The sequence below is a fragment of the Asticcacaulis sp. P2_B1 genome, from assembly GCF_056404915.1.
Genome location: NZ_JBFUDD010000001.1, coordinates 834,818 through 854,961 on the forward strand (window position 1 = coordinate 834,818; position 20,144 = coordinate 854,961).

Consider the following 20,144-nt stretch of genomic DNA (forward strand, 5'->3'; position numbering starts at 1 on the left):
AATGTGGCAGAATGACAATTCCCCGGTGTCGATGGAGACACTATCTCGTCACAATCGTGACGCAATAGCGAAGTGGTTGCAAAAGAAAGTTACGTCATACGTGTGATTATGATGTCGCACTTTTGTCGCAAAAAGCCCCGCAAGCGAACTTGCGGGGCTTTATAATTATAGCATTATTTACACTTTATTGATCAATTGATCAGACCGCACTTCGGGCTTTTGAGGTAGTCCTGGATATAACCCAGGGCTTCTTCCTGCCATTCGACATGCCAGGGTATGGTGTGCCACATCCCCTTGATTTCATGATATTCGATATCCTTGCCTGCCGACTTCATGGCGGCATAGAACATGCGTGAGTGGTCGGTATCGGCTTGGCGATCGTGATCGCCGTGGAACAGCATGATCGGAATATTGGCGTTGGCGACATTCTTCAAAGGATCCATGCCGGCCACCGTGTGTCCCTGAATGTCACGCTGGATGTGGCTGCCGCCCCACAGGTTGCCGATGCGTTGCAGGCTCGATACCCCTGCCCCGGCAATGGCGCACTTATACGGGCTGTTCGGGCGGACACTGGCGGCCATGGCGGCGAACCCGCCATAGGAGTAACCGAAGATCGCCATCCGCTTCGGATCGGCGACGCCCCTGGAAACCATATAGGCCGCAGCATCGTCATTATCGTCCGACATCTTCTGGCCCCACTCGTTATCCCCGGCCTTCCATAACTTGTCGCCCCACCCTTCCGAGCCGCGATACTGCGGCTGGATGACGGCAATGCCGCGCGTGGCAAAGAACTGCGGCCAACCGGTCGCATCCCAGCCGCCCTCGTCGCGCGCCCACGGACCGCCGTGCGGCAGGACGATCAACGGCACCGGTCCCTGGTCGGGCGTCCAGCCGCTCGGATAGGTAATATAGGCCGGAATATCCAAACCATCGCGCGCCTTATAGGTGACGAACTCCGGCTTGCCCAAGGTCGCCGGATCGATCCACGGCCGTTCCCCGCCCAGCGAAACGACCTTACTGTCCTTGTAGAGATAATATTGCGGCGGGAAGTTCTCGGCCGACACCTCGACGACGGCTGTATCCTTGGTGTCGCGATTGATGCGCAAGGTGATATCCTTGCCCGGGAAAGCGGCCTTCAACGACGCCTGGGCGGCCGCCCACGTGTCGTCGAGATAGGCGACGCTGGTTTCCGGCCCCGCCACGGCGACGTCGAAGACGGACGTCGTCCTGTGAACGCGGTCGATATCGAAGCCGAGGCCGGCAATATCGTACTTTTCATTGGCGAATAAAGGCTCGGCGGCAAAGGTCTGGGTCTTGATATCGTAATCATAGACCGCGACGTGATCACTGTTCAGATTCGACGCGACCAACAGCTTGCCGGGATCGCTGTCATAACCCAGGACGTCGATCTTCTTGCGGTCCTTGACCAGGTAGCTGAGCGGCGCCTGGTAAACCCACGCCCCGCTGTCGTCCTTGTAATAGACTTTGTACATATATTCGCCGCCTTCCGGCGTGACCTGCGCCTTCAGCCGCGGATCGCCGGTATTGAGGTCGACGCCCTCGGACAGAAAGGTGAATTCGTCGCTGCCCAGGACCAGGGTTTTGGTCTTGCCGGTTTCGGTATCGAGTTCGAAAATCTTCTGCACGAACGATTCGGGGTCGACGCCGGCCATCAGCACCTTGTTCGGATCGTAAAGGTTGTTGTTGAAAATGGTGGTCGAAATGCCGCGCTCCAACTGATCGCGAACATCCTTGTTCAGCGTGCCGGTGATCTTGAACGGCTCTTCGATATGCTTGCCTTCCAGGTCGGCATAATAGAGCTTGTTGGTGAAGGTCGGCTTGCCGTCATAACCGTTGATCGCCTGTTCGGTGACGAAGTAGATCTTCTGTGAGGTGAAGAAGTTGACGCCGACAATGCGTTGCGTCGCCGACGGAATCCAGATCGGCGTCTTGCTGAGGTCGGTGGCGTCCCAGATCGAAATCACCGGCCACTTTTGACCCTTGGCCGCGACAAGGGCGGCAATGTGCTTGCCGTCGGGCGAAATGACGACATTGGTGATGGCGGGATATTGCGCGATGTCGTCGATCGACATCGGCTTGGCCGGCGGCGTGTAGCTACCTGCCTGAACCAGGGTCGCCATGGAACCGGTGAGCGCCGCAGCCAGCGTCGCGAGGGCGACCGTCTTCATGAGAAACTTAAGGTTTTTCATTGGTTTAGGCATAGGCGTGCACTCCGTGATCGTGATTGGTTACAATTGAGCCCTTTAACCGTGCAACCGTCAAGAGCCTGTCGGCCGCCAGACGATAATGTTACCAACTTGTAATCATCAGACGAAACGCTAACCCGGCAAACGACGGCGCAGCACGACTGGCAGGCACAGGCCATACAGGGCCGCCCCCAATAGCCAGACCAGACCGGGAAACCACGACCGCGAGGCGAAATAGATGGCCGCCACCGCAACGGGCGCTATGATCGAAGCCAGGCTGGTCAAACTGGCCATGACACCGCGCAGCCGCCCCTGCCCGTCATCCGCCACACCGTTGGACAACAGGCCTTCCAGAACCGGCGCGCCGATGCCGCCCAGGCAAAACAATGGAATCAGGACAAACGCCATCCAGCCCTGGTCGGCCAGGGCGATACAGACATAGGCCGCGGTGTCGCAGGCCATGCCCAGCAAAAGCGTCCCCCTTTGCCCCAGCTGGCGCGACAGCGGCCCGGTCAGGAACGCCTGGGCCAGGGCGTGGAACAGCCCGAACAGGCCCAGCGACAGGCCGACGGTCAGCCCCTGCCAGTGAAACCTGCCTTCGCCGTACAGCACCCAGACCGTAYCGCCGACCTCGCCGATCATGGCGAAGACGACAAATACAGCCAGTAACGGCGCCAAAACCGGAAAGCTGAACACCCAGCGAAACGCCGACAGCGGGTTGAAGTCGAACGGCTCCGTCGCCGCCATGGGCGCCACCCGCGGCAACAGAACCATGGTCATGACCAGGGCGACGGCACTGACCGTGGCGGCGGCGATGAACGGATAGGACGCCCCCCACCCGGACATGACCCCGCCCAAGGCCGGCCCGACGATGAAGCCGAGGCCGAAACAGGCGCTCAAACGGCCGAAACGCTCCGCCCTTTTGTCCGGCGGCGTGATGTCGGCCAGATAGGCCGAGGCGACCGCCATATTGGCGCCGGTCATGCCGGCTATGGCGCGCCCGGCGAACAACAGCCACAACAGCGGATGCAGGGCCATGACGGCATAGTTGACGCTCGCCCCGGCCAGGGACAGCAGCAGTATCCGCCGCCGGCCGAAGCGGTCGCTCAAACTTCCCAACAACGGCGAGAACAGAAATTGCATCAGGGCGTAAAGACCGAGAAACGCGCCGAACGGCCAGCCGGTCGCCGCCTCCCCGCCCAGGCTGCGCAACAGATCGGGCAGGAACGGCAGGACCAAACCCATGCCGGCGGCATCGATGACGATGATCAGATAGATGACGGCCAGCATCCTGTCGTCCTGAGATTTCGCTGTCGGGTCCATGGCGCCTTGTGACGGCAATCGCTATCGTGTGCAAGAGAGGGTTCGACGCCGGCCGTGTTGCGGCAACGTTGCCGTCATGGCCAAAGATTTGAGCCTACATACCTACATTTTTCAGATTGGACGTTTTTATTCAATTCTATCAAATGTCTATATTTTTTAATAACTTAACCAAAAAATACCGCTGGCGGACGCGCCCATATCATGCTTACCTCCCTCACTCGACCACACAACAATGGGAGAAACATAATGGGTTTTCACGATAACCAACTGCAAAATGAGGCGACCGAAGCCCGCATCCGTAACGCCGATTTCGAAGGCATCCGCTTCAGCGGCCACCTCGACGACGGCAAGCTCGTCGTCGAGGGCGTGCTCGCCGATCAGGCGACGCTCGACGGCATTCCGGTCGGCATCTATGTCATCGAAAAGGACGGCACCCTGGTGTCGTGCAACCAAACCGCCATCGGCGCCTGGGGCCGTTCACCCGAACTGGGCGCCTCCGAGAAATATTGCGGCGCCCATATCCTGCGCTATCCCTCCGGCGAAATCATGCCGCACGCCTCGGCGCCGCCCTCGGTCGTGATCAACAACGGCGGCACGGTGCGCGACGCCGACGTCATCTGCGAACAGCCCAACGGCAATCGCCTTCTGGCCCTTGTAAATGTCTTCCCGATCCGTAACGCGGACGACGACGTCGTCGGCGCCGTCAACGTCTTCCGCCACAATACCGCCAAGACCGTCGCCGGCCTGAACGCTTAAACACCGCTCCACCTCCCCGAACAAAACGCCCCACGGTTATCAAACCGCGGGGCGTCCGTCTTTAAGGCGCCACCGCCATCTCAAATGGCACGGCCGGCAAATCGTCAACGCTGTACAGATTGACATAGGGCGCGTTCGACCACGCATAGCGCACACTGACGACCTCCGGGCGATTGGCGCCGGGCAGCACGATCTGCTCGCCCTTCACCACGGCTTCGGCGAAATCGCAGACATCCACGGCCGTACACACCTCGAACCCGATCGCCTGATGCGAGCTATAGGTCAGCAGTCCGCCCTGGGTATCCTTGAAACTGACGACCAAATCCGCCCCCGACCGAGTCACTCCGGTCGCTTCAGGGCCGCCAGGACTGACATTCTCACCATAGGCAACGCTCCGCGCGGCACGCGCGAACCTCTGCCCTACAATGTTCTTCTGCGTCGGATGGATGTCCGTGCGGTCGCCGACATCGATCGTGACGATCAGTCCGGCATGTGGATCACGGTCCACCGTCAAGCGCTGGGCCTCGCGCAATTCCGCCCAATCCGACTTGCCGGCCGTCGTCGACACCGCCCCGTAAGACGACAACTGCGCCACAAAAAACGGCAGTTCCGGCTTGCCGAAGCGTTGGCGCCAATCCTTCATCAACAACGGCAACAGGGCCTGATATTCCTTAGCCTTGTCGGCATTGGCCTCGCCCTGATACCACGCCGCCAGCTTGATCGTATAGCCGCTGACGGGCGCGATCATGCCGTTATACAGGGTCGACAGGCTGGTCGGAATGGCCCACGGCGTCGCCGGCTGCGGGTCCCAGCCCTTGGCCGGCGTGCCGATCTGATAGCTCCACGGACCTGTGATCGGCACGACCTGGCCGTCCGACATCTTGATGAAACGATTCTGCGGCGAGCCGGTCAACCCGCCGCCACTGCCGCCGCTCAGCACGCGCTCGACTATGACATTCTTGCCCTCTTTGAACACGCCGGCCGGCACCGTATAATCGCGCCACAACCACGACATACCACCGCTGCCGACCCACACGCCGTTGATCCAGGTCGCATCATAGGTATCGATGGGCCCCAGCTGAATCTCGTTGGCCGTCTTCGCCTGATCGGCCGTCAGCACCACCGAGGTGCGGAACCACGCCACGCCGTCGAAATCCTTGAAGGCGTCGATGCCCGCATCCTTCCACGACCCGGATGGGTTCATTGTCGGCCAGGCCGAATCGTCGAAGCCCGGCGCGATCCACGCCCGCTGGGCCTTGGCCTTGGGGTCGTGCGCGTCCCACCATGTCTCCTGGACCTTCGACTGTTGCGCCAGGGCCTTGTCCGGCGACTTGGCGTACATGGCGATGGCGTCGACCCCGGCCGTATAGGCCGGCACGGTGCGCAGCGAGTCTTCGCTGATCCAGCCCTGGACCGTCGTCCCGCCCCAATAGGAGCCGATAAAGCCGACGGGCACGTTCTGATCCTTCTGCAACACCTTGGCCATGTAGTAACAGACGGCCGAGGCCTCGCCGACCGTATCCGGTCCCACCACCTGCCACTTGGCCGGCAGCTTGATATCCTCCTGCACGGCCGCTTCGCTGTCGTTCTGGACATTGAAGAAACGCATATTCGCATTGGCCGAAGAGCCGATGTCGCCCCAGGCGCCGGTCGCCAGCTTGGCCGGAAACTGCATGTTCGACTGGCCGCCGCACAGATAGACGTCGCCGACCAGGATATCGTTGAGCACCGATGACGCACTACCGGCGTCCGTCACGCTGAGACTGTACGGCCCGCCGGCCTTCAACGCCGGCACCGTAGCACTCCAGCGGCCGCCGGCATCCGCCGTCACCGCCACCGACTGACCCGCCACCGCCACGGTCAGCTTGTCCTGAGGCGTCGCCGTCCCCCAGACATGGACAGGCTCGTCGCGTTGCAGGACCGCATGATCTGTAAAGGCCTTGGCGAACTGCGGCGCCCTATCGGCCAGGGCCGGCGCGGCCATAAAGGCCATGGCTAGGGCGGTGCAGCCCAGATAGAATTTTTGCTGTTGTGACGTCATGGGGACTATTTCCTCTTTTGTGCGCGCTGCGCCCGTGACGGCGGCAGGTATCGTTGGCGGCGATATCGACAAAGAATGGCCCCGGCTTCAAGTCTTAATTTCGCCAGTCGCACGGCCGCGGCTTTATAAGCCTTACGCGTCTCGGGATCCCGCGCTCAGATCGGTCCAGTCCAGCTCTTCCTCGACGACATGATAGGCATCGTCGCCGATCTTTTCCTCGCGACGCAGGCGGTCGAGCTCCTGCCGCGCCGCCGCGATTGATCGCCGGCGCAGGGCATACAGTTCGCCGGCAAAGGGGTCGCCGCCAGCCTTGGTGGCCGTCAGCGACTCCCGGTAATCGGAACGCAGGCGTTCGGCGGCGTCCCCCCTCGCGCCGTCCAGCGAGGCGATGGCGGCCTTCAACACCCCGGCCCGCGCCCGCGTCACCTCGTCGGCGATCAGGGTGTCCTCCCTGAAACCCAGCCATTTGACCAGTGGCCCCAGGGTCAGCCCCTGCACCAGCAAGGTCCCCACCACGACGACAAACGCGGTCAATTGCATGAAATCGCGATAGGGAAACCCTGCCGGCAGCGCCATGGCGGCGGCCAGGGTAACGATGCCGCGCATGCCGGACCAGCCGACCACCGTCGCCTCCTGGCTGCTCAGCCGGCCGTGGTGCTGGCCCGGCAAGCGCTGCATGGCCCACATCAGCCCGACCCAGCCCAGCCGAACCACGATGACCGCGACCAATATGGCAAAGGCCGCAACGCCGTACCGCACCAGTTCGGCGGCATCGAGCGCCTCCACGATCGGCCGCAACTGCAAGCCGACCATGGTGAAGGCCAATACATTGAGCACGAAGGTCGCGGTTTCCCACACGGCGAAGGTCCCCACCCGCATATTCGCCGGGACGACAAACGCGCCGCGCCGCGCCGCCGTCAAACCGAAGGTGACGATCGTTACCACCGCCGACAGCCCCAGCCCCTCGGCCAGCAACCACACGATAAAGGTCATGATGAACTGCAACACCGCCGCCGGCGCCATCGTCTTCACCGGTTTGAGCAGCCAGCCGGCGGGATAGGCGATCAGCCAGCCCAGCGCCACGCTGCCCATGATGATGAACGGAAAGGCCGGGAGGTCATGCAGCAGGCTGAAACCGCCCACCGCCGCCGTCGCGACGGCCGTGCGATAAATGAGCAGCGACGAAGCGTCATTGAGCAGGCTCTCGCCCTCCAGTATGGTGCGGATACGGTGCGGCGGATTGACCTCGCGCAGCACCGCCAGCGCCGCGATGGCGTCCGGCGGCGCCAGCAAGGCCCCCAGCGCGATCGCCGCCGCCCACGGTATGCCGGGAATCAGCCCGCGCGTCAGAGCGGCGACGACGACGGCGGTCAACACAACGGCCACCAGCACCAGCGATACGATCGGCCGCCAATCGCGCTTCATATCGCGCTGCGAACTGTCATAGGCGGCATCCAGCAGGACCGGCGCCACGAACAGCGCCAGTATCAGGTCCGGCGGTATAGCGATGGTTGGCAAACCCGGCACCAGCGCCAGCCCGGCTCCACCTACGGCCAATAAGGTCGGATACGGCACCCGTAACCGCTGGGCCAACAGCGACAACAATGTCGCCCCCAGTAGCAAGGCCAGCAGAAGTTCGAAAATCATCATGGCCGGTCTCCGGTAAACCCATAGCGGATTCGCACAAATCGGCCCTCAGGTAAACCACCGGGCCTTGCTTCCGCGCCCCTCCCCGTCATACTGTCGGCCATCCTTTCAACCCAGGTCACCCCATGAAACTGACATCCCGCCGCGACGCTTTCAAAACCGTGCTCCTCGGCGCGGCATCGACCCAGCTTCTTGCCGACCCGGCGGCCGCCAAGACCGCCAAACCCAGAGCCGTCCCCAAACATGCAGGCGGCATCGAGGGCCAGCGCAAGGCCGACCTCGGCAACGGCACCTATCTCAACCCCATCATTGCCGGCGATCACCCGGACCCGACGGTGCTGAAGGACGGCGACGACTATTACATGACGTTCTCGTCAATGATGTCCTATCCCGGCATCATCATCTGGCATTCACGCGACCTGGTGAACTGGGCGCCCATCGGCCCCGCCCTCACCCAACCGATCGGCTCAGTCTGGGCCATGGACCTCGTCAAGCACAACGGTCGCTACTTCATCTATATTCCCGCCACGCCCGGCGGCAAACAATCGATCCTGGTCATCCACGCCGACAGCATTCACGGCCCATGGAGCGACCCGATCGACCTGAAGGTCGACGGCTGTATCGACCCCGGCCACGCTGTCGGCGAAGACGGCAAACGCTACCTCTTCTTCAACGGCGTCCGCCGCATCGCCCTGACCGACGACGGCCTGGCAACCGACGGCCCGCTCGAGCAGGTCTATACGCCCTGGCATTATCCGGACGACTGGGTGGTCGAAATGTTCGCTCCCGAAGGCCCGAAACTGTTCCGCCGCGGCGACTGGTTCTACCTCGTTTCGGCCGTCGGCGGCACGTCCGGCCCGCCGACCAGCCACATGGTGACCGCCGCCCGCTCCAAATCGATCCACGGCCCGTGGGAAAACTGCCCGTACAACCCCATCGTCCACACCAAGAGCGCCGACGAACCCTGGTGGTCGCGCGGCCACGCCACGCCCTTCGAAGGCCCCGGCGGCGACTGGTGGATGATCTATCACGGCTACGAAAACGGCTTTTATACCCTTGGCCGCCAGGCCCTGCTGGAACCAATCGCCTGGACCAGCGACGGCTGGTTCCACGCCAAGGGCGGCACCTTGTCCGAACCCATCGCCAAACCGGCAAAAGGCCAACCCAGCCCCTCGGGCTTTGCCCTGTCCGACGACTTCTCGGCCAATAAATTCGGCACCCAGTGGACCTTCTTCAACCCGGGCCCGGATGAAGCCAAACGCGCCACCTATGGCGACAAATCCCTGACCGTAACGGGCAAGGGCACGACCCCGGCCGACTCGTCGCCCCTCACCTTCCTGGTCGGCGACCGCAGCTACGAGGCCGACATCACCATCGACCTGGCTGCTGATAGCCAGGCCGGCATCACCCTGTTCTACAGCGAACGCATGTACTGCGGCGTTGGTTTCACCCCAACCCAGATGTACACCTATAATTACGGCCAGGAACACGGCTGGATGCGCCAGGACCTGGCGTTCAAGACGGTGCGGCTGCGCGTCACCAATCACGGCAACATCGTCACCTTTTACTATTCCGGTGACAGCGGCCCGTGGATCAAACACCCGTGGCAGCTCGAGGTTTCGGGCTACCACCACAATGTCTTCGGCAGTTTCCTCAGCCTGAAATACGGCGTCTTCGTCACCGGCACGGGCTCCGCCACCTTCCGCGATTTCGTCTATCGCGGCGAAGGCCAGATCACGGCCTAACCCCTCGGCTGCTTGTCGAACACCTTCAGACCGGGATCCAGCACATCCCACGGGTAACCGCGCGCGCCATAGGTGACGACCTGTGGCGCAAACCGGCCCGGGTCATCGAGACTGCCCACCCGCACGGCGACAAAATCGGGCATGCCGGCAAAGGTCAGATAGACCGCCACCCCGCACGTCCCGCAAAAATGCCGGCTTTTCGTCGAGCCGCTGTCCGTCGGCATGTCCCAGGTCTTCTCGTCACCTGTCACCTTCACATTTTCCCGCCGGAAAGTGACGTAGGACGCATGCCCTGAACCGCTTTCGCGCTGACAATCGCGGCACTGGCAATGGTTGGAAAACAGCGGTTCCCCGGCGATCTCGTAACGGATCGCGCCACATGCGCACCCGCCTGTATAGGCCTCACTCATCCCACATCTCCTTAACATTAAGCCATTGATTTCCACGCATCCCTGCGCCCTTGAGGCGTAGTGGTGGGGTGCCCTACTTCCCCTGCCTTTCCAAGCGCCACGCAAAGCGCCGTGCAGGATTGGACAAACCCCACCTATTCACCGTCATACCTGGCTCAGCTCCGCCTTCATCACCAGCCCTCCGACGATCGAGCCGGTCTCCAGCAACGATTTCAGGTTCGACAGGATTTTCGGCCATCCGCCCGACACGGCACCGATAAGCTTCGAATCCGGCACGCCGATCGAATGCGTAATGGTCAGCTTGGCGGCCGTCTCCCCGGACGGCTCGATCTCGGCCACCATACGGCCATAGCCCTCGGCATGGGCTTCCGGCATCCACTCGCTGCGCCAGCTCAGGACCAGCCGCTTCGGCGCCTCGACCTCCAGCACTTCGCCGGAATCCGCCATCCCGCCGCCGCCCGGCTTTTCCAGGGTCCACGGCGAACCGACCTGCCAATCGGTCTCGAACGTACTGCCGAAGAAATACTGCCGCATGAACTCCGGCGTAACCAGGGCTTGCCACACCTTTTCGGGGGCGGCATTGATATAGGTGACATAAACAAAGCGACTATCCGTCATGACCATCTTCCTTTTGTGATGTGGTGATACCCATGGGCCCGCCTTCGAGCCCGTCCTTCAAATCCGACAGCACGCGCAACCGCGGCCGTTCGAACTTGCCGATCCAGCGCTCAGCGATCTCATTGATCGGCACCGGATTGAGAAAGTGCAGCTTTTCGCGCCCCTTCCACTGGACAGCGACCAGATTGGCCTCTTCCAGAATCTTCAAATGCTTGGCCACAGCCGGCCGTGTCATCTCCAAACCCTTGCACAGTTCCATCAGGCTGAGCCCGCTTTCCGCGAACAACCGGTCCAGCAGCGCCCGCCGGCTGTCATCCGCCAGCGCCCGAAACACCGCCGCCTGATCCGCCACCCGATGTGGAACTTTTTGGTTTCCTGTCATGACGACCTTATAGGAAACCTTTTGGTTTCATGTCAAGGGACAAATTGCCAGAGCTATCGTTAACTCATCTCGCCGCACGCGCCGAGCCCGACGCCGACTACAGCTTCTGATCCAGACGGGCTTCCAACACCGCGCGATAATGACGGCTGACCTTCACGCGCTGGCCGCTTTTGAGCACCGCATCGAACTCGCCGTGGGTCAGTTGCTCCAACTGCACGATCTTGTCGATATTGACGATCGCCGACCGGTGCACCCGCGCAAAGTGCCGGGGATCGAGCTTTTCGGCCAGCATGCTCAGCGGCATACGATGCAGGATTTCCCTACCGGCGCCGTGCAGGGTGACATAGACGCCCGCGCCCGCGATCCAGTCGATATCTTCCGTCCGGACGAAGCGCGTTATGCCCGCCGCCTTGACGACCAGCCGGTCCCAGAACACCACCGGCGCCGGCGCCGCCTTCGCCAGCCGCTCCATCATCCGCCCCAGAGCCACCATGAAACGCTCGTCGCTGAACGGCTTGAGGAGATAATCCATCGCATTGGCTTCGAACGCAGCCACGGCGTGCTGATCATAGGCCGTGACGAACACTGTCGGCGGCAGCCGCTCCGTGCCGACAGCCGACACCACGTCCAGCCCTGACAATCCCGGCATCCGGATATCGAGAAACACCATGTCCGGACGTTGATGCGCGATGATATCCGCCGCCATGTCGCCGTTGTCGGCCTCGATGATCGACCCGATCGCCGGGGATCCGCTCAACAGGTCGATCAACCGCCGCCGTGCCGGCGCTTCATCGTCGGCCACCAGGACCGAAAACACCTCAGGCGGCATCTGCGCCTCCTTTTCCCTGCGCAACAGGCAGGCGCGTCTCGGCGATGACGCCCCCCTCCGGGCGCGGACGGACGCTGAACGCCCCCGCCGGATAGAGCGCCAACAGGCGTTCGCGCGTCGCCGACAACCCGATCCCGCCATCGCGTTCGAGGCTCCATCCGGCCGGCAAGCCGACGCCGTCATCCTCCACGCGGACGACCAGGTTACCGCCTTCAACCGTCAACGCCACCCATATCCGCCCGCCCTTGACCCGCCCGCCGATCCCGTGGCGCACCGCGTTCTCGACCAAGGGCTGGAGCAACAAGGACGGCATGTGCAAGGCCCGCGCTTCCGGCGCCACGACGGTGTCGAAGCTTATCCGCTCGCCGAAACGCATCTTCTGCAAGGCGACATAGGCGTCGAGAAACGCCAGTTCCTCGCCCACGGGCACCATCTGTGCGTTCTGCGCCTTCAATGACAAACGCAGCAGGTCGGCCAGGTGCTCGATCATCCTGCGCGCCGTTTTCGGATCGCGCTCGACATCGGCGCTGATCCCGTTCAGCGCGTTGAACAGGAAATGCGGGTCCAGCTGCGCCCGCAAGGCCTGCAACCGGGCCTCGGCGAAGCGCCGCTCCAACCGCTCGATGCGCAGTTCGTTGCGCAAATGATGGCGATAATATTTGATCGCCTGCCACACCCCGGTGATCAGGGCGTAGACCATCAGCGACCACAGGAACCAATCCAGCAACGCCACCGGCTGTTGCCAAGGATTCCAGTCGTTGAACCCCAGGGCATATTCCAGCGTGGCGGCGACCGCGACATAAACCGCCGACAACAAGATACCGAAGACCAGGTGCGCGCCGATCCACAGCCGCCATCGCGCCCGCGGATCGGGCAACCTGGCGTCATAGGCACGGATCACCGGCGCCAGGAGCCCCCAAAGCTGCCAGTTCACCATGACGGCGAACAGAGCGTTGAACCCGCCGCCGCGCAACACGTAAGGCAGGGCGAATATACAGCCGATCGCCGTCCAGACGGCAGCGAACCCGATGACTTTCAAAATCCCCGCATATTTCGCCGTCATGGCGATCCCCCTGGCCGACCGTGCCGCATCCATACCTCCGTCGCCTTGCCGCGTGAAGGCCATATCCTCCGACAGGCCCGCCTGCCATCCGGTTCGCAACATCATAGTCCGTCCTGCCACAAAAGCTTGGCCTTTTGCCCGCCGCATACGCTTGTCTGCGCAAAACCGCGATAAAGCTGGAGGAAACCAATGATCCGTCGCCTGGCCGCCATGACGTCCGCCCTCGCCCTGTTGACCGCCGCGCCCGTCCTGGCCGCGCCGATCGCCACCCTCGACCGCGATGGCGCCTGGGTCACCGTCGAAGCCTATGGCCCCAATGTCGTTCACGTCACCATCGCCGCCGACAAGTCCGAGGCGCTCAAGACCGCCGGTTACGGCATCCTGACCGGCAATGCCGACAATGCCGCCTTCAAACAAACCGGCGACAGCAGCGGCGACACCTTCGCCAGCCCCGCGCTCAGCCTGCATATCGATGCCGCCCCGCCGCCCCACGCGCCGTCGCAGAGCGAAAAGTATTTTGTGCCGCCGCTGGCGCCGGTAGGGCTCCAGGTCAAAAACGCCCGCGGCGAGACGGTCCTCACCATGAATGGCTGGGAAATGGCGCCGCACGAGGTCAATGGCGAGCAGACCTATCAGGTCGGCGCCACCTTCGCCGCGCCGGCGGATGAGCATTATTACGGCATGGGTCAGAACCAGCAGAGCCTCGGCCCCCTCGACCTGCGCGGCCGCGTCATCGACTGTCAACATTGGTATGACGCCCCCGGCGGTGAAACCGTCTGCGTGCCGTTCATGGTCTCGTCCAAGGGCTACGGCATCGTCTGGGACAACGCTTCCGATACCCGCTTCATCGCCGCCATCAATGGCAAGACCAGCTTCCAATCCAAGGTCGGCGAAAGGCTGAGCTTCTTCGTCATCACCGGCGACACGCCCGAAGCCATCTATGGCGCCTATGCCCGCGTCACCGGCAAAACGCCCATCCCGCCCAGGGCGGCGTTCGGCCTGATCCAGTCCAAGGTGCGTTACAACAGCCAGGACGAGGTCCTGCGCGTCGCCAACACCTATCGTCAAAAGCAGTACCCGCTGGATGTCATGGTCGTCGACTGGTTCTACTGGACGCGTATGGGTCAGATGGATATCGACCCGGCGCAGTTCCCCGATCCCGACGCCATGAACAAGCAGCTCCACGACACCGGGATGCAGTCGATCGTATCGGTATGGCCGCGTTATGAGACCTCGGGCCGTTATTATAACGAACTCGATTCCAAGGGTTATTTCCTCAAGGACAAGAACGGCAAGACCGTCGACGGCCTGCCCTTCCGTTCCGACCGCGCCGGCGCCCTGATCGACTCGACGAATCCCGACGCTCGCAAATGGTACTGGGAGCATGCCCGCGATAACATTATGTCGCGCGGTTTCGACTATCCGTGGCTGGACGAGACCGAGCCCGACCTGGTGCCGGACGGTTTCTTCTATGCGATCGGCTCGGGCGACCGCTACCACAATGTCTACCCCCTGCTGCACGTCGAAGGTTTCGCCGACAATATGCGCGCCTGGAAACCGGAAAAGCGCGTGCTGATCCTGTCGCGCGCCGCCTATTTGGGATCACAGCGCACCGGTGCTTTGTTCTGGTCGTCGGATATCAACCCCAGTTGGGAAGCCCTGACGCGGCAGATCCCGACGGGGCTCAACATGACGGCGTCCGGCATCGCCTATTGGGGCAACGATATCGGCGGCTGGCAGTATTTGCCGCAGTCGACCAACGCCACCAAACCGCCCCTGCTCGACCCGTCCGATGCCCGCGATGTCGTCGGCCAGAACAACGACTACCCTGAGCTGCTGACGCGCTGGTTCGAATACGGCACCTTCCTGCCGACCCTGCGTCTGCACGGCCAGCGCCAACACACGGAAATCTGGGCCTATGGCAAACAGGCCGAAGCCGTGCTGGCGAAATACGATCGCCTGCGCTATCAGTTGATCCCCTATATCTACAGCCAGGCCAAGGCGACCTATGACACCGGCGCACCGTTCATGCGCCCCCTGTGGATGGACTTCCCGAACGATCCCAATGTCGCCGACCTCGGCACGCAATATATGTTCGGCCCGGCCTTCCTGGTCGCGCCCGTGACCGAACAGGGCCAGACTGAAAAATCGGTCTACCTGCCGGCCGGCGCCGACTGGTACAATTACTGGACCAATGAAAAGACCGCCGGCGGCCAATGGATCAAGGTGGCCGCCCCGATCGATCAGATCCCGGTCTTCGTCCGTGCAGGCTCGATCGTGCCCCTGGGCGCCGACATTCAATCGACGGCGACAAAGCAGGCCATCGCCTCCATCCGCGTCTATGCCGGCCAGGACGGCGACTTCACCCTCTATGACGACGACGGCACATCCTACGACTACGAAAAAGGCAAGGGCACGGTGACGAAGCTGCACTGGAACGACGCTTCAGGCACCCTAAGCGTTCCCGCCGGCGACAAAACCTTCGCCAAAACCGCGCCGGGTCTGGTCAAGCTGATCTCCGCCCAGTGAAAACCGCCCTCGGTCTCATACCAACGGCGTATGGCTTTGACTCATGATTCGCGCGCTTATTCGTTGTGCTGATCGGACCTCATACTTCTGCACCGCTTTGCGCTTCACTTCTCCTGCCCCGTTTTGGTCGCCGCCAATCTCAACTGGTTTGTCTGGCCAGGGGGGCGGGCTTCGGTCACGCACCCAGCGTGTAGTCGCGTCCGTCATACCCGGGGTCATTCAAACGAGTGGCCGTCATGACAATTCTATTTATGCGATTGGTAAGCCATCACCGAACCTACAACCTGGCTCATTTGCCATGGCGGGCGCTAAACCGCAGTCCCGGCACCGTTAAGGCCGCTTCGGTCCCCAATTCATCGGACGCACCGCCTAAGCGGAATGAATAGCGCCCAGGCGCAATCACCCACTCATGCGTCGCCTCGTCGTATACAGCCAAGAGACGCGGATCGATCTTGACCGTCGCCCTGCCGCTTGCGCCCGCGGCAAGGGTCAACTTGTCGAAGGCCGCCAGCCGCTTGGGCGCCTCCCATCCCGCGCTGTCCGGGCCTGAAACATAGACCTGGCCGACCGCCTTACCTTCTCGCTTGCCAGTATTGGTTATGGTGAAGCTAACCGACAGATCGCCCGGCCCGCCTTGGACGGTCAAGTCTGAGTATAGGAAGGTCGTGTAGCTCAAACCATGGCCGAAGGCGTAGAGCGGTTTGAAGCTCTTGGCGTCGTACCACTTATAGCCAATTGCCGCGCCTTCGCTACAGCGGGCGGTAAAGGGCGTGCCCTCGGGCAACCCTTCCCCATCCAGTTTAGCCCGTACCAATTGCTCGTCAGACGCCGGAAAGGTAATCGGCAAATGGCCGGACGGATTGACCTCGCCCGTCAGAACCCGAGCTATCGCCTCCCCACCGCGCGCGCCGGGGTAAAAGGCGGCAAGAATGCTTTTTACATCTTTTGCCCACGGCATCAGCACGGGGCCACCACTCTCGACGACGACAATGACGTTCGGATTGGCCTTGGCCACGGCGGCGACCAGGTCGTCCTGATGGCCCGTCAATGACAGAGACACATCGAAGGCTTCGCCAGCCCACTGATGGACAAATACAATGGCCACGTCGGCGGCCGCGGCCGCCCTGACCGCCGCGGCAATATCATCGCCAGAATTGTACGTGAAGCGTGTCCGCGGTCGCAGCCCCTGCAGCGCCTTCATGGGGGAGGACGGCTGCCAAATCACCGGCCCCGGCCAAGATGTCGGTTCCAGTCCCGGTACGGCATTTCCCCCGACCGGCGTGACGCCGGACGACCCGCCACCCGCCAACACAGCTTTATCGGCATAAGATCCGATGACCGCCACCGATTTTGGCGTCTTCAGCGGCAGCAGATCGCGATCGTTTTTCAGCAGAACAAGAGACTGTTCGGCGGCGGCCTGGGCAACCTGGTGATCCGCCGCGAAGTCGATCGATGCGGCCTTTGCGGGCGCTTCGTCAATGGGATTATCCATCACCCCCTTATCGAACAAAGCCCACAGGATGCGACGGACCATATCGTCAAGCCTGGCTTGAGCGACCGAACCATCGTCAAGCGCATCCTTCAGCATGACACCGAAGAAGGGTTTCTTGTCGAAAGGGAAGCCTGACTGCTGGTCCAAGCCGGAATTGGCAGCGTGGACGGTAGAGTGGACGGCACCCCAGTCAGACATGACATAACCCTTGAAGCCCCAGTCGCTCTTCAGAGTTTGATTCAAAAGCTGGTCGTTCTCACATGCATAGATGTCGTTGATCTTATTGTAGGAGCACATGACCGAGCCCGGACTGGACTGCTCGATGGCCATCTCGAAGGCCAGATTATCGCTCATACGAAGCGCCGGTTCGGAGACCTGCGCGCTCACGATGGTGCGGCCGGTCTCCTGCGAATTAATCGAAAAATGCTTGACTGTCGAAACGATGTTGTTCGCCTGGATGCCCCTGATCAAACCGGCCGCCATGGTTCCGGCCAGAAGTGGGTCCTCGCCGGTATATTCGAAGTTACGACCATTCCGGGGTTCACGCAGCAGATTGACCCCACCCGCCAACATCACATTGAAACCGGACAGGCGTGCTTCCGAGCCGATCATCCTGCCCCCGGCTTCGGTCACCTTCGGGTCCCAGGAAGCCGCCGTGGCCAATGACGATGGTAGCGATGTTCGCTCAAGATTGGGATTGCGCACGCCCATGGAGGCGTCCGTCTGGAACTGGGCTGGTATGCCTAGCCTTTTTACGCCCGGGACATAGCCGGCCGAACCGGGTATAACCTTGGCCACGATTTCCTTGGAATTAATGCCGGGAATGACCGTCGGATCGATTTGAGTCAACTGGTCGCCCGAGGCATAGCCGAAGACCATCAGCAACTTTTCGTCCTCTGTCATCGCGTTCAGCAGCAACCCGGCGCGCTGGTCCGAAGACAGGGCGGTATCCATCCAAGGCGATCTAGCCGGAGTCGCGCCCACGGCCGGAACCGTGACAAGAAAGGCGATCGCCGCAACCGCCAGCCCGCTGCGCAAAGCGCTTTTGAGGCCGGATAGGGGTTTGGTCATGGTCGTCGCTCCTTTTTTGTCGTTGGCCTCACCAACGACATTGCGTTAGCCTCAATCCGGCTTTCTAAGATTCAGGACTGTAATTCGGTATAGAGCCGATACGGCTCGTCTTCGATGTGCATAAACGGCTTCAGCACGAGGTCCCCGCTCCGCCATTCGTCCGCGCCGTGACGCTTCGCTGCCATCAGGTTCTCGCGACTGAGGCTGGTATTTCCTCCGATCGGCATCAGGACCAGCGGCCCTGTCATCAGCGCCACGACATCCGGATGCGCGGCGTTCAGCGCCTCAAGACGCAGGTCCATGTCGAACGAGACCTCGACCACATCGCCATCGCGCCACGTCCGGCGCAGCTTAAGGAATGTGCCCGGCGTCACGGCGCCCGTATGGGCACGTCCATTGATCGTGATGCGGGTTGCTTTACCGGCCCATGCCGGAATGCGCAGTTGCAAGCCGAAGGCCGTAGGCTTTTTGACATTCAAAGCTAGGCGACTGGTGTTCTCCAACGGATAAGCGGTCGTCTGCGCAAGCGTCACGGCCTGCCCGGAAAACTCCGCGGACACCGTCGAGGGAATGTACAGGTTGACGTACAGATCGCGGCTGTCCAGCATATAGGCCGAGGTACCGTAGTCGGCCGTCAACTGAATAAAGGTGCCCGAACAGCACGGCCATTTTTCGTCACGGAAAAATTTGTGCGCCGCCATGTTGTAGTCGGAATAATAAAAGGTGCTGCCATCCGGCAGGGTCGGCTTCGCACCGAGGATGGTGTTGTAGAGCACTCTTTCCATGCTGTCGCCATAGCGGCTATCCCTGGTCAGGCAGAGCAGATGGCGCGCGACTTTGAAGTGGCCATAGGCGCCACACGGCGTCTCGAACGACCGGTGCGTCTCCGTCAGCATCTTGTAGAGTGTTTCGGTGTCGTCCGCCGCCACCAGTTCTTCATTCGGCCCCCAGCCTCCGGTCGCGTAGGATTGCGCCAATACGAAATCGAAGCCGTTTTTGGCGGCCGCCAGATATTTGGCGTCACCCGTCACATAATAGGCCTCGATGGCGGAATTGAGCGCGTTGACATGGCTGTAGGCATGCTTGCCCTTGAAGGGACTTATTCCCTTGGCGAGTGGATCGAACAGCGCCTCGTCCTGCATGTAGCGCAGGGCCAATGCCTTGTAGCGTTCCCCCATGCCGAGTTGCCAGGCCAGGAACAGGTTTTCCGGCAAGGTATAGGGCTCATCCCATATGTCGGCCTCACTGGTATAGGGCCTTGCACGGCGCTCTTCGCGGGTCAGGGCCTTTTCCGGCAGAAACGGCAGCACGGCGTCCGTCAACTGGTCGAGCACGTCCACGGCCTCGTTGAGGCCGGCATACCGGTAGGCGTCGATCAGCCCGATCGCCAGCTTGTCGTAGGTATAGGCCGGCAGGTAATAGCCCTTGAAGAAATCCGGTCCGACGGTGGGCGCATAGGCGCTGACCAGTCCCCTTACCTTTTGGGCCAAAGCCGGATCGCCGGTGACAGCATAGCCGCGCGCCAGTCCGGAGATATATTGCCCGAAGCTGTGGCCGGGAATATAGCCGTGCCAGTTGGCGGTGCTCCAGTCGTTCGGATCGACATGGAAATCGCGCGAGTCGTCGTACCAGCCGCCCATATCCTCGCCCGGCGCCGGCAGCCCGGCCCGCAGACGAAAAGGTTTCAGCAGCTTGTCATCGTCAAGGTTCAGGAAGAGGTCGCGCTGATACTCGAACTGGTCCAGCAACGGCCCCGCGCCCAACTGCACCTGAGACCGTTCGAACAGACGCAAGTCGGGCTTGGCGACCGGCATGTTCAGCCCGGCGCCATGCGCGGACCCGCAAACACAGAGCGCCGCCCCGCTACCCGCCAAAAACGTTCGTCGTGAAAAAGAAGCCATGTCCGCCCAGATTTCTTATTTGCTTTTTATTTAATCAGGAAAGCAGGTTTGTCAGACAATTTCAAGGCCTTTAAACCCGCGATGCCCATCATTGCCTGCGCAATTGGCGGCCCTATTGTGGCGAAGGGGA

The 20,144-nt window shown here is 61.7% G+C and carries 14 protein-coding genes; 3 read left to right on the forward strand and 11 right to left on the reverse strand.

Annotated features, from left to right (window positions below):
* Positions 1 to 191: 191 nt before the first annotated feature.
* The gene (locus AC1DX3_RS04040; protein ID WP_476987944.1) at positions 192 to 2,189 is read right to left on the reverse strand and encodes an alpha/beta hydrolase family protein; all 1,998 of its coding nucleotides are present in this window, start codon (positions 2,187 to 2,189) and stop codon (positions 192 to 194) included.
* Between the two features lie 150 nt (positions 2,190 to 2,339).
* Positions 2,340 to 3,530, reverse strand: a complete 1,191-nt coding sequence (locus AC1DX3_RS04045; protein WP_476987945.1) for a TCR/Tet family MFS transporter — start codon at positions 3,528 to 3,530, stop codon at positions 2,340 to 2,342.
* Positions 3,531 to 3,776: 246 nt separating this feature from the next.
* Between AC1DX3_RS04045 and AC1DX3_RS04050 the strand changes: the two genes are divergently transcribed.
* Positions 3,777 to 4,286 carry a PAS domain-containing protein gene (locus AC1DX3_RS04050; protein ID WP_476987946.1) on the forward strand — a complete coding sequence of 170 codons (510 nt, stop codon included), beginning with the start codon at positions 3,777 to 3,779 and terminating at the stop codon, positions 4,284 to 4,286.
* A 61-nt stretch (positions 4,287 to 4,347) separates the two neighbouring features.
* On the opposite strand, the gene AC1DX3_RS04055 is transcribed toward AC1DX3_RS04050, so the two are convergent.
* Together AC1DX3_RS04055 and AC1DX3_RS04060 are read right to left on the reverse strand one after the other, a co-directional pair.
* Positions 4,348 to 6,327, reverse strand: coding sequence for a sialate O-acetylesterase (locus tag AC1DX3_RS04055; RefSeq protein ID WP_476987947.1), 1,980 nt, complete (start codon positions 6,325 to 6,327; stop codon positions 4,348 to 4,350).
* Positions 6,328 to 6,459: 132 nt separating this feature from the next.
* The gene (locus AC1DX3_RS04060; RefSeq protein ID WP_476987948.1) at positions 6,460 to 7,977 is read right to left on the reverse strand and encodes a cation:proton antiporter; all 1,518 of its coding nucleotides are present in this window, start codon (positions 7,975 to 7,977) and stop codon (positions 6,460 to 6,462) included.
* Positions 7,978 to 8,099: 122 nt separating this feature from the next.
* On the opposite strand from AC1DX3_RS04060, the gene AC1DX3_RS04065 reads away from it, so the two are divergent.
* On the forward strand, positions 8,100 to 9,719 hold the full coding sequence (locus tag AC1DX3_RS04065; protein ID WP_476987949.1) for a family 43 glycosylhydrolase: 1,620 nt from the start codon (positions 8,100 to 8,102) through the stop codon (positions 9,717 to 9,719).
* Here AC1DX3_RS04065 and AC1DX3_RS04070 read toward each other — a convergent pair.
* From AC1DX3_RS04070 to AC1DX3_RS04090, 5 genes are all read right to left on the reverse strand, one after another.
* Positions 9,716 to 10,129, reverse strand: coding sequence for a GFA family protein (locus AC1DX3_RS04070; protein WP_476987950.1), 414 nt, complete (start codon positions 10,127 to 10,129; stop codon positions 9,716 to 9,718). The genes AC1DX3_RS04065 and AC1DX3_RS04070 overlap by 4 nt on opposite strands.
* A gap of 144 nt (positions 10,130 to 10,273) precedes the next feature.
* Positions 10,274 to 10,747, reverse strand: coding sequence for an SRPBCC family protein (locus tag AC1DX3_RS04075; RefSeq protein ID WP_476987951.1), 474 nt, complete (start codon positions 10,745 to 10,747; stop codon positions 10,274 to 10,276).
* Complete coding sequence (locus AC1DX3_RS04080) at positions 10,737 to 11,129, reverse strand: ArsR/SmtB family transcription factor (protein ID WP_476987952.1); 393 nt, start codon at positions 11,127 to 11,129, stop codon at positions 10,737 to 10,739. The genes AC1DX3_RS04075 and AC1DX3_RS04080 overlap by 11 nt, the downstream gene beginning before the upstream one ends.
* A gap of 97 nt (positions 11,130 to 11,226) precedes the next feature.
* Positions 11,227 to 11,958 carry a LytR/AlgR family response regulator transcription factor gene (locus AC1DX3_RS04085; RefSeq protein ID WP_476987953.1) on the reverse strand — a complete coding sequence of 244 codons (732 nt, stop codon included), beginning with the start codon at positions 11,956 to 11,958 and terminating at the stop codon, positions 11,227 to 11,229.
* Positions 11,948 to 13,126, reverse strand: a complete 1,179-nt coding sequence (locus tag AC1DX3_RS04090; protein ID WP_476987954.1) for a sensor histidine kinase — start codon at positions 13,124 to 13,126, stop codon at positions 11,948 to 11,950. The genes AC1DX3_RS04085 and AC1DX3_RS04090 overlap by 11 nt, the downstream gene beginning before the upstream one ends.
* Positions 13,127 to 13,210: 84 nt before the next feature.
* Between AC1DX3_RS04090 and AC1DX3_RS04095 the strand changes: the two genes are divergently transcribed.
* Entirely contained in the window at positions 13,211 to 15,550 is a 2,340-nt protein-coding gene (locus AC1DX3_RS04095; RefSeq protein WP_476987955.1) for a glycoside hydrolase family 31 protein, read from the forward strand.
* Positions 15,551 to 15,839: 289 nt separating this feature from the next.
* Here AC1DX3_RS04095 and AC1DX3_RS04100 read toward each other — a convergent pair whose 3' ends face one another.
* Both AC1DX3_RS04100 and AC1DX3_RS04105 read right to left on the reverse strand, forming a co-directional pair.
* Complete coding sequence (locus AC1DX3_RS04100; protein WP_476987956.1) at positions 15,840 to 18,113, reverse strand: glycoside hydrolase family 3 C-terminal domain-containing protein; 2,274 nt, start codon at positions 18,111 to 18,113, stop codon at positions 15,840 to 15,842.
* A gap of 71 nt (positions 18,114 to 18,184) precedes the next feature.
* On the reverse strand, positions 18,185 to 19,927 hold the full coding sequence (locus AC1DX3_RS04105) for a beta-L-arabinofuranosidase domain-containing protein (protein WP_476987957.1): 1,743 nt from the start codon (positions 19,925 to 19,927) through the stop codon (positions 18,185 to 18,187).
* Positions 19,928 to 20,144: the final 217 nt, after the last annotated feature.

What these genes read in the sequence shown, in the direction of transcription:
- AC1DX3_RS04040 (WP_476987944.1), bottom strand. Translation starts at nt 2,189, where the DNA reads ATGAAGACGGTCGCCCTCGCGACGCTGGCTGCGGCGCTCACCGGTTCC.
- AC1DX3_RS04050 (WP_476987946.1), top strand. Translation starts at nt 3,777, where the DNA reads ATGGGTTTTCACGATAACCAACTGCAAAATGAGGCGACCGAAGCCCGC.
- AC1DX3_RS04055 (WP_476987947.1), bottom strand. Translation starts at nt 6,327, where the DNA reads ATGACGTCACAACAGCAAAAATTCTATCTGGGCTGCACCGCCCTAGCC.
- AC1DX3_RS04060 (WP_476987948.1), bottom strand. Translation starts at nt 7,977, where the DNA reads ATGATGATTTTCGAACTTCTGCTGGCCTTGCTACTGGGGGCGACATTG.
- AC1DX3_RS04065 (WP_476987949.1), top strand. Translation starts at nt 8,100, where the DNA reads ATGAAACTGACATCCCGCCGCGACGCTTTCAAAACCGTGCTCCTCGGC.
- AC1DX3_RS04070 (WP_476987950.1), bottom strand. Translation starts at nt 10,129, where the DNA reads ATGAGTGAGGCCTATACAGGCGGGTGCGCATGTGGCGCGATCCGTTAC.
- AC1DX3_RS04075 (WP_476987951.1), bottom strand. Translation starts at nt 10,747, where the DNA reads ATGACGGATAGTCGCTTTGTTTATGTCACCTATATCAATGCCGCCCCC.
- AC1DX3_RS04080 (WP_476987952.1), bottom strand. Translation starts at nt 11,129, where the DNA reads ATGACAGGAAACCAAAAAGTTCCACATCGGGTGGCGGATCAGGCGGCG.
- AC1DX3_RS04085 (WP_476987953.1), bottom strand. Translation starts at nt 11,958, where the DNA reads ATGCCGCCTGAGGTGTTTTCGGTCCTGGTGGCCGACGATGAAGCGCCG.
- AC1DX3_RS04090 (WP_476987954.1), bottom strand. Translation starts at nt 13,126, where the DNA reads ATGATGTTGCGAACCGGATGGCAGGCGGGCCTGTCGGAGGATATGGCC.
- AC1DX3_RS04095 (WP_476987955.1), top strand. Translation starts at nt 13,211, where the DNA reads ATGATCCGTCGCCTGGCCGCCATGACGTCCGCCCTCGCCCTGTTGACC.
- AC1DX3_RS04100 (WP_476987956.1), bottom strand. Translation starts at nt 18,113, where the DNA reads ATGACCAAACCCCTATCCGGCCTCAAAAGCGCTTTGCGCAGCGGGCTG.
- AC1DX3_RS04105 (WP_476987957.1), bottom strand. Translation starts at nt 19,927, where the DNA reads ATGCCGGTCGCCAAGCCCGACTTGCGTCTGTTCGAACGGTCTCAGGTG.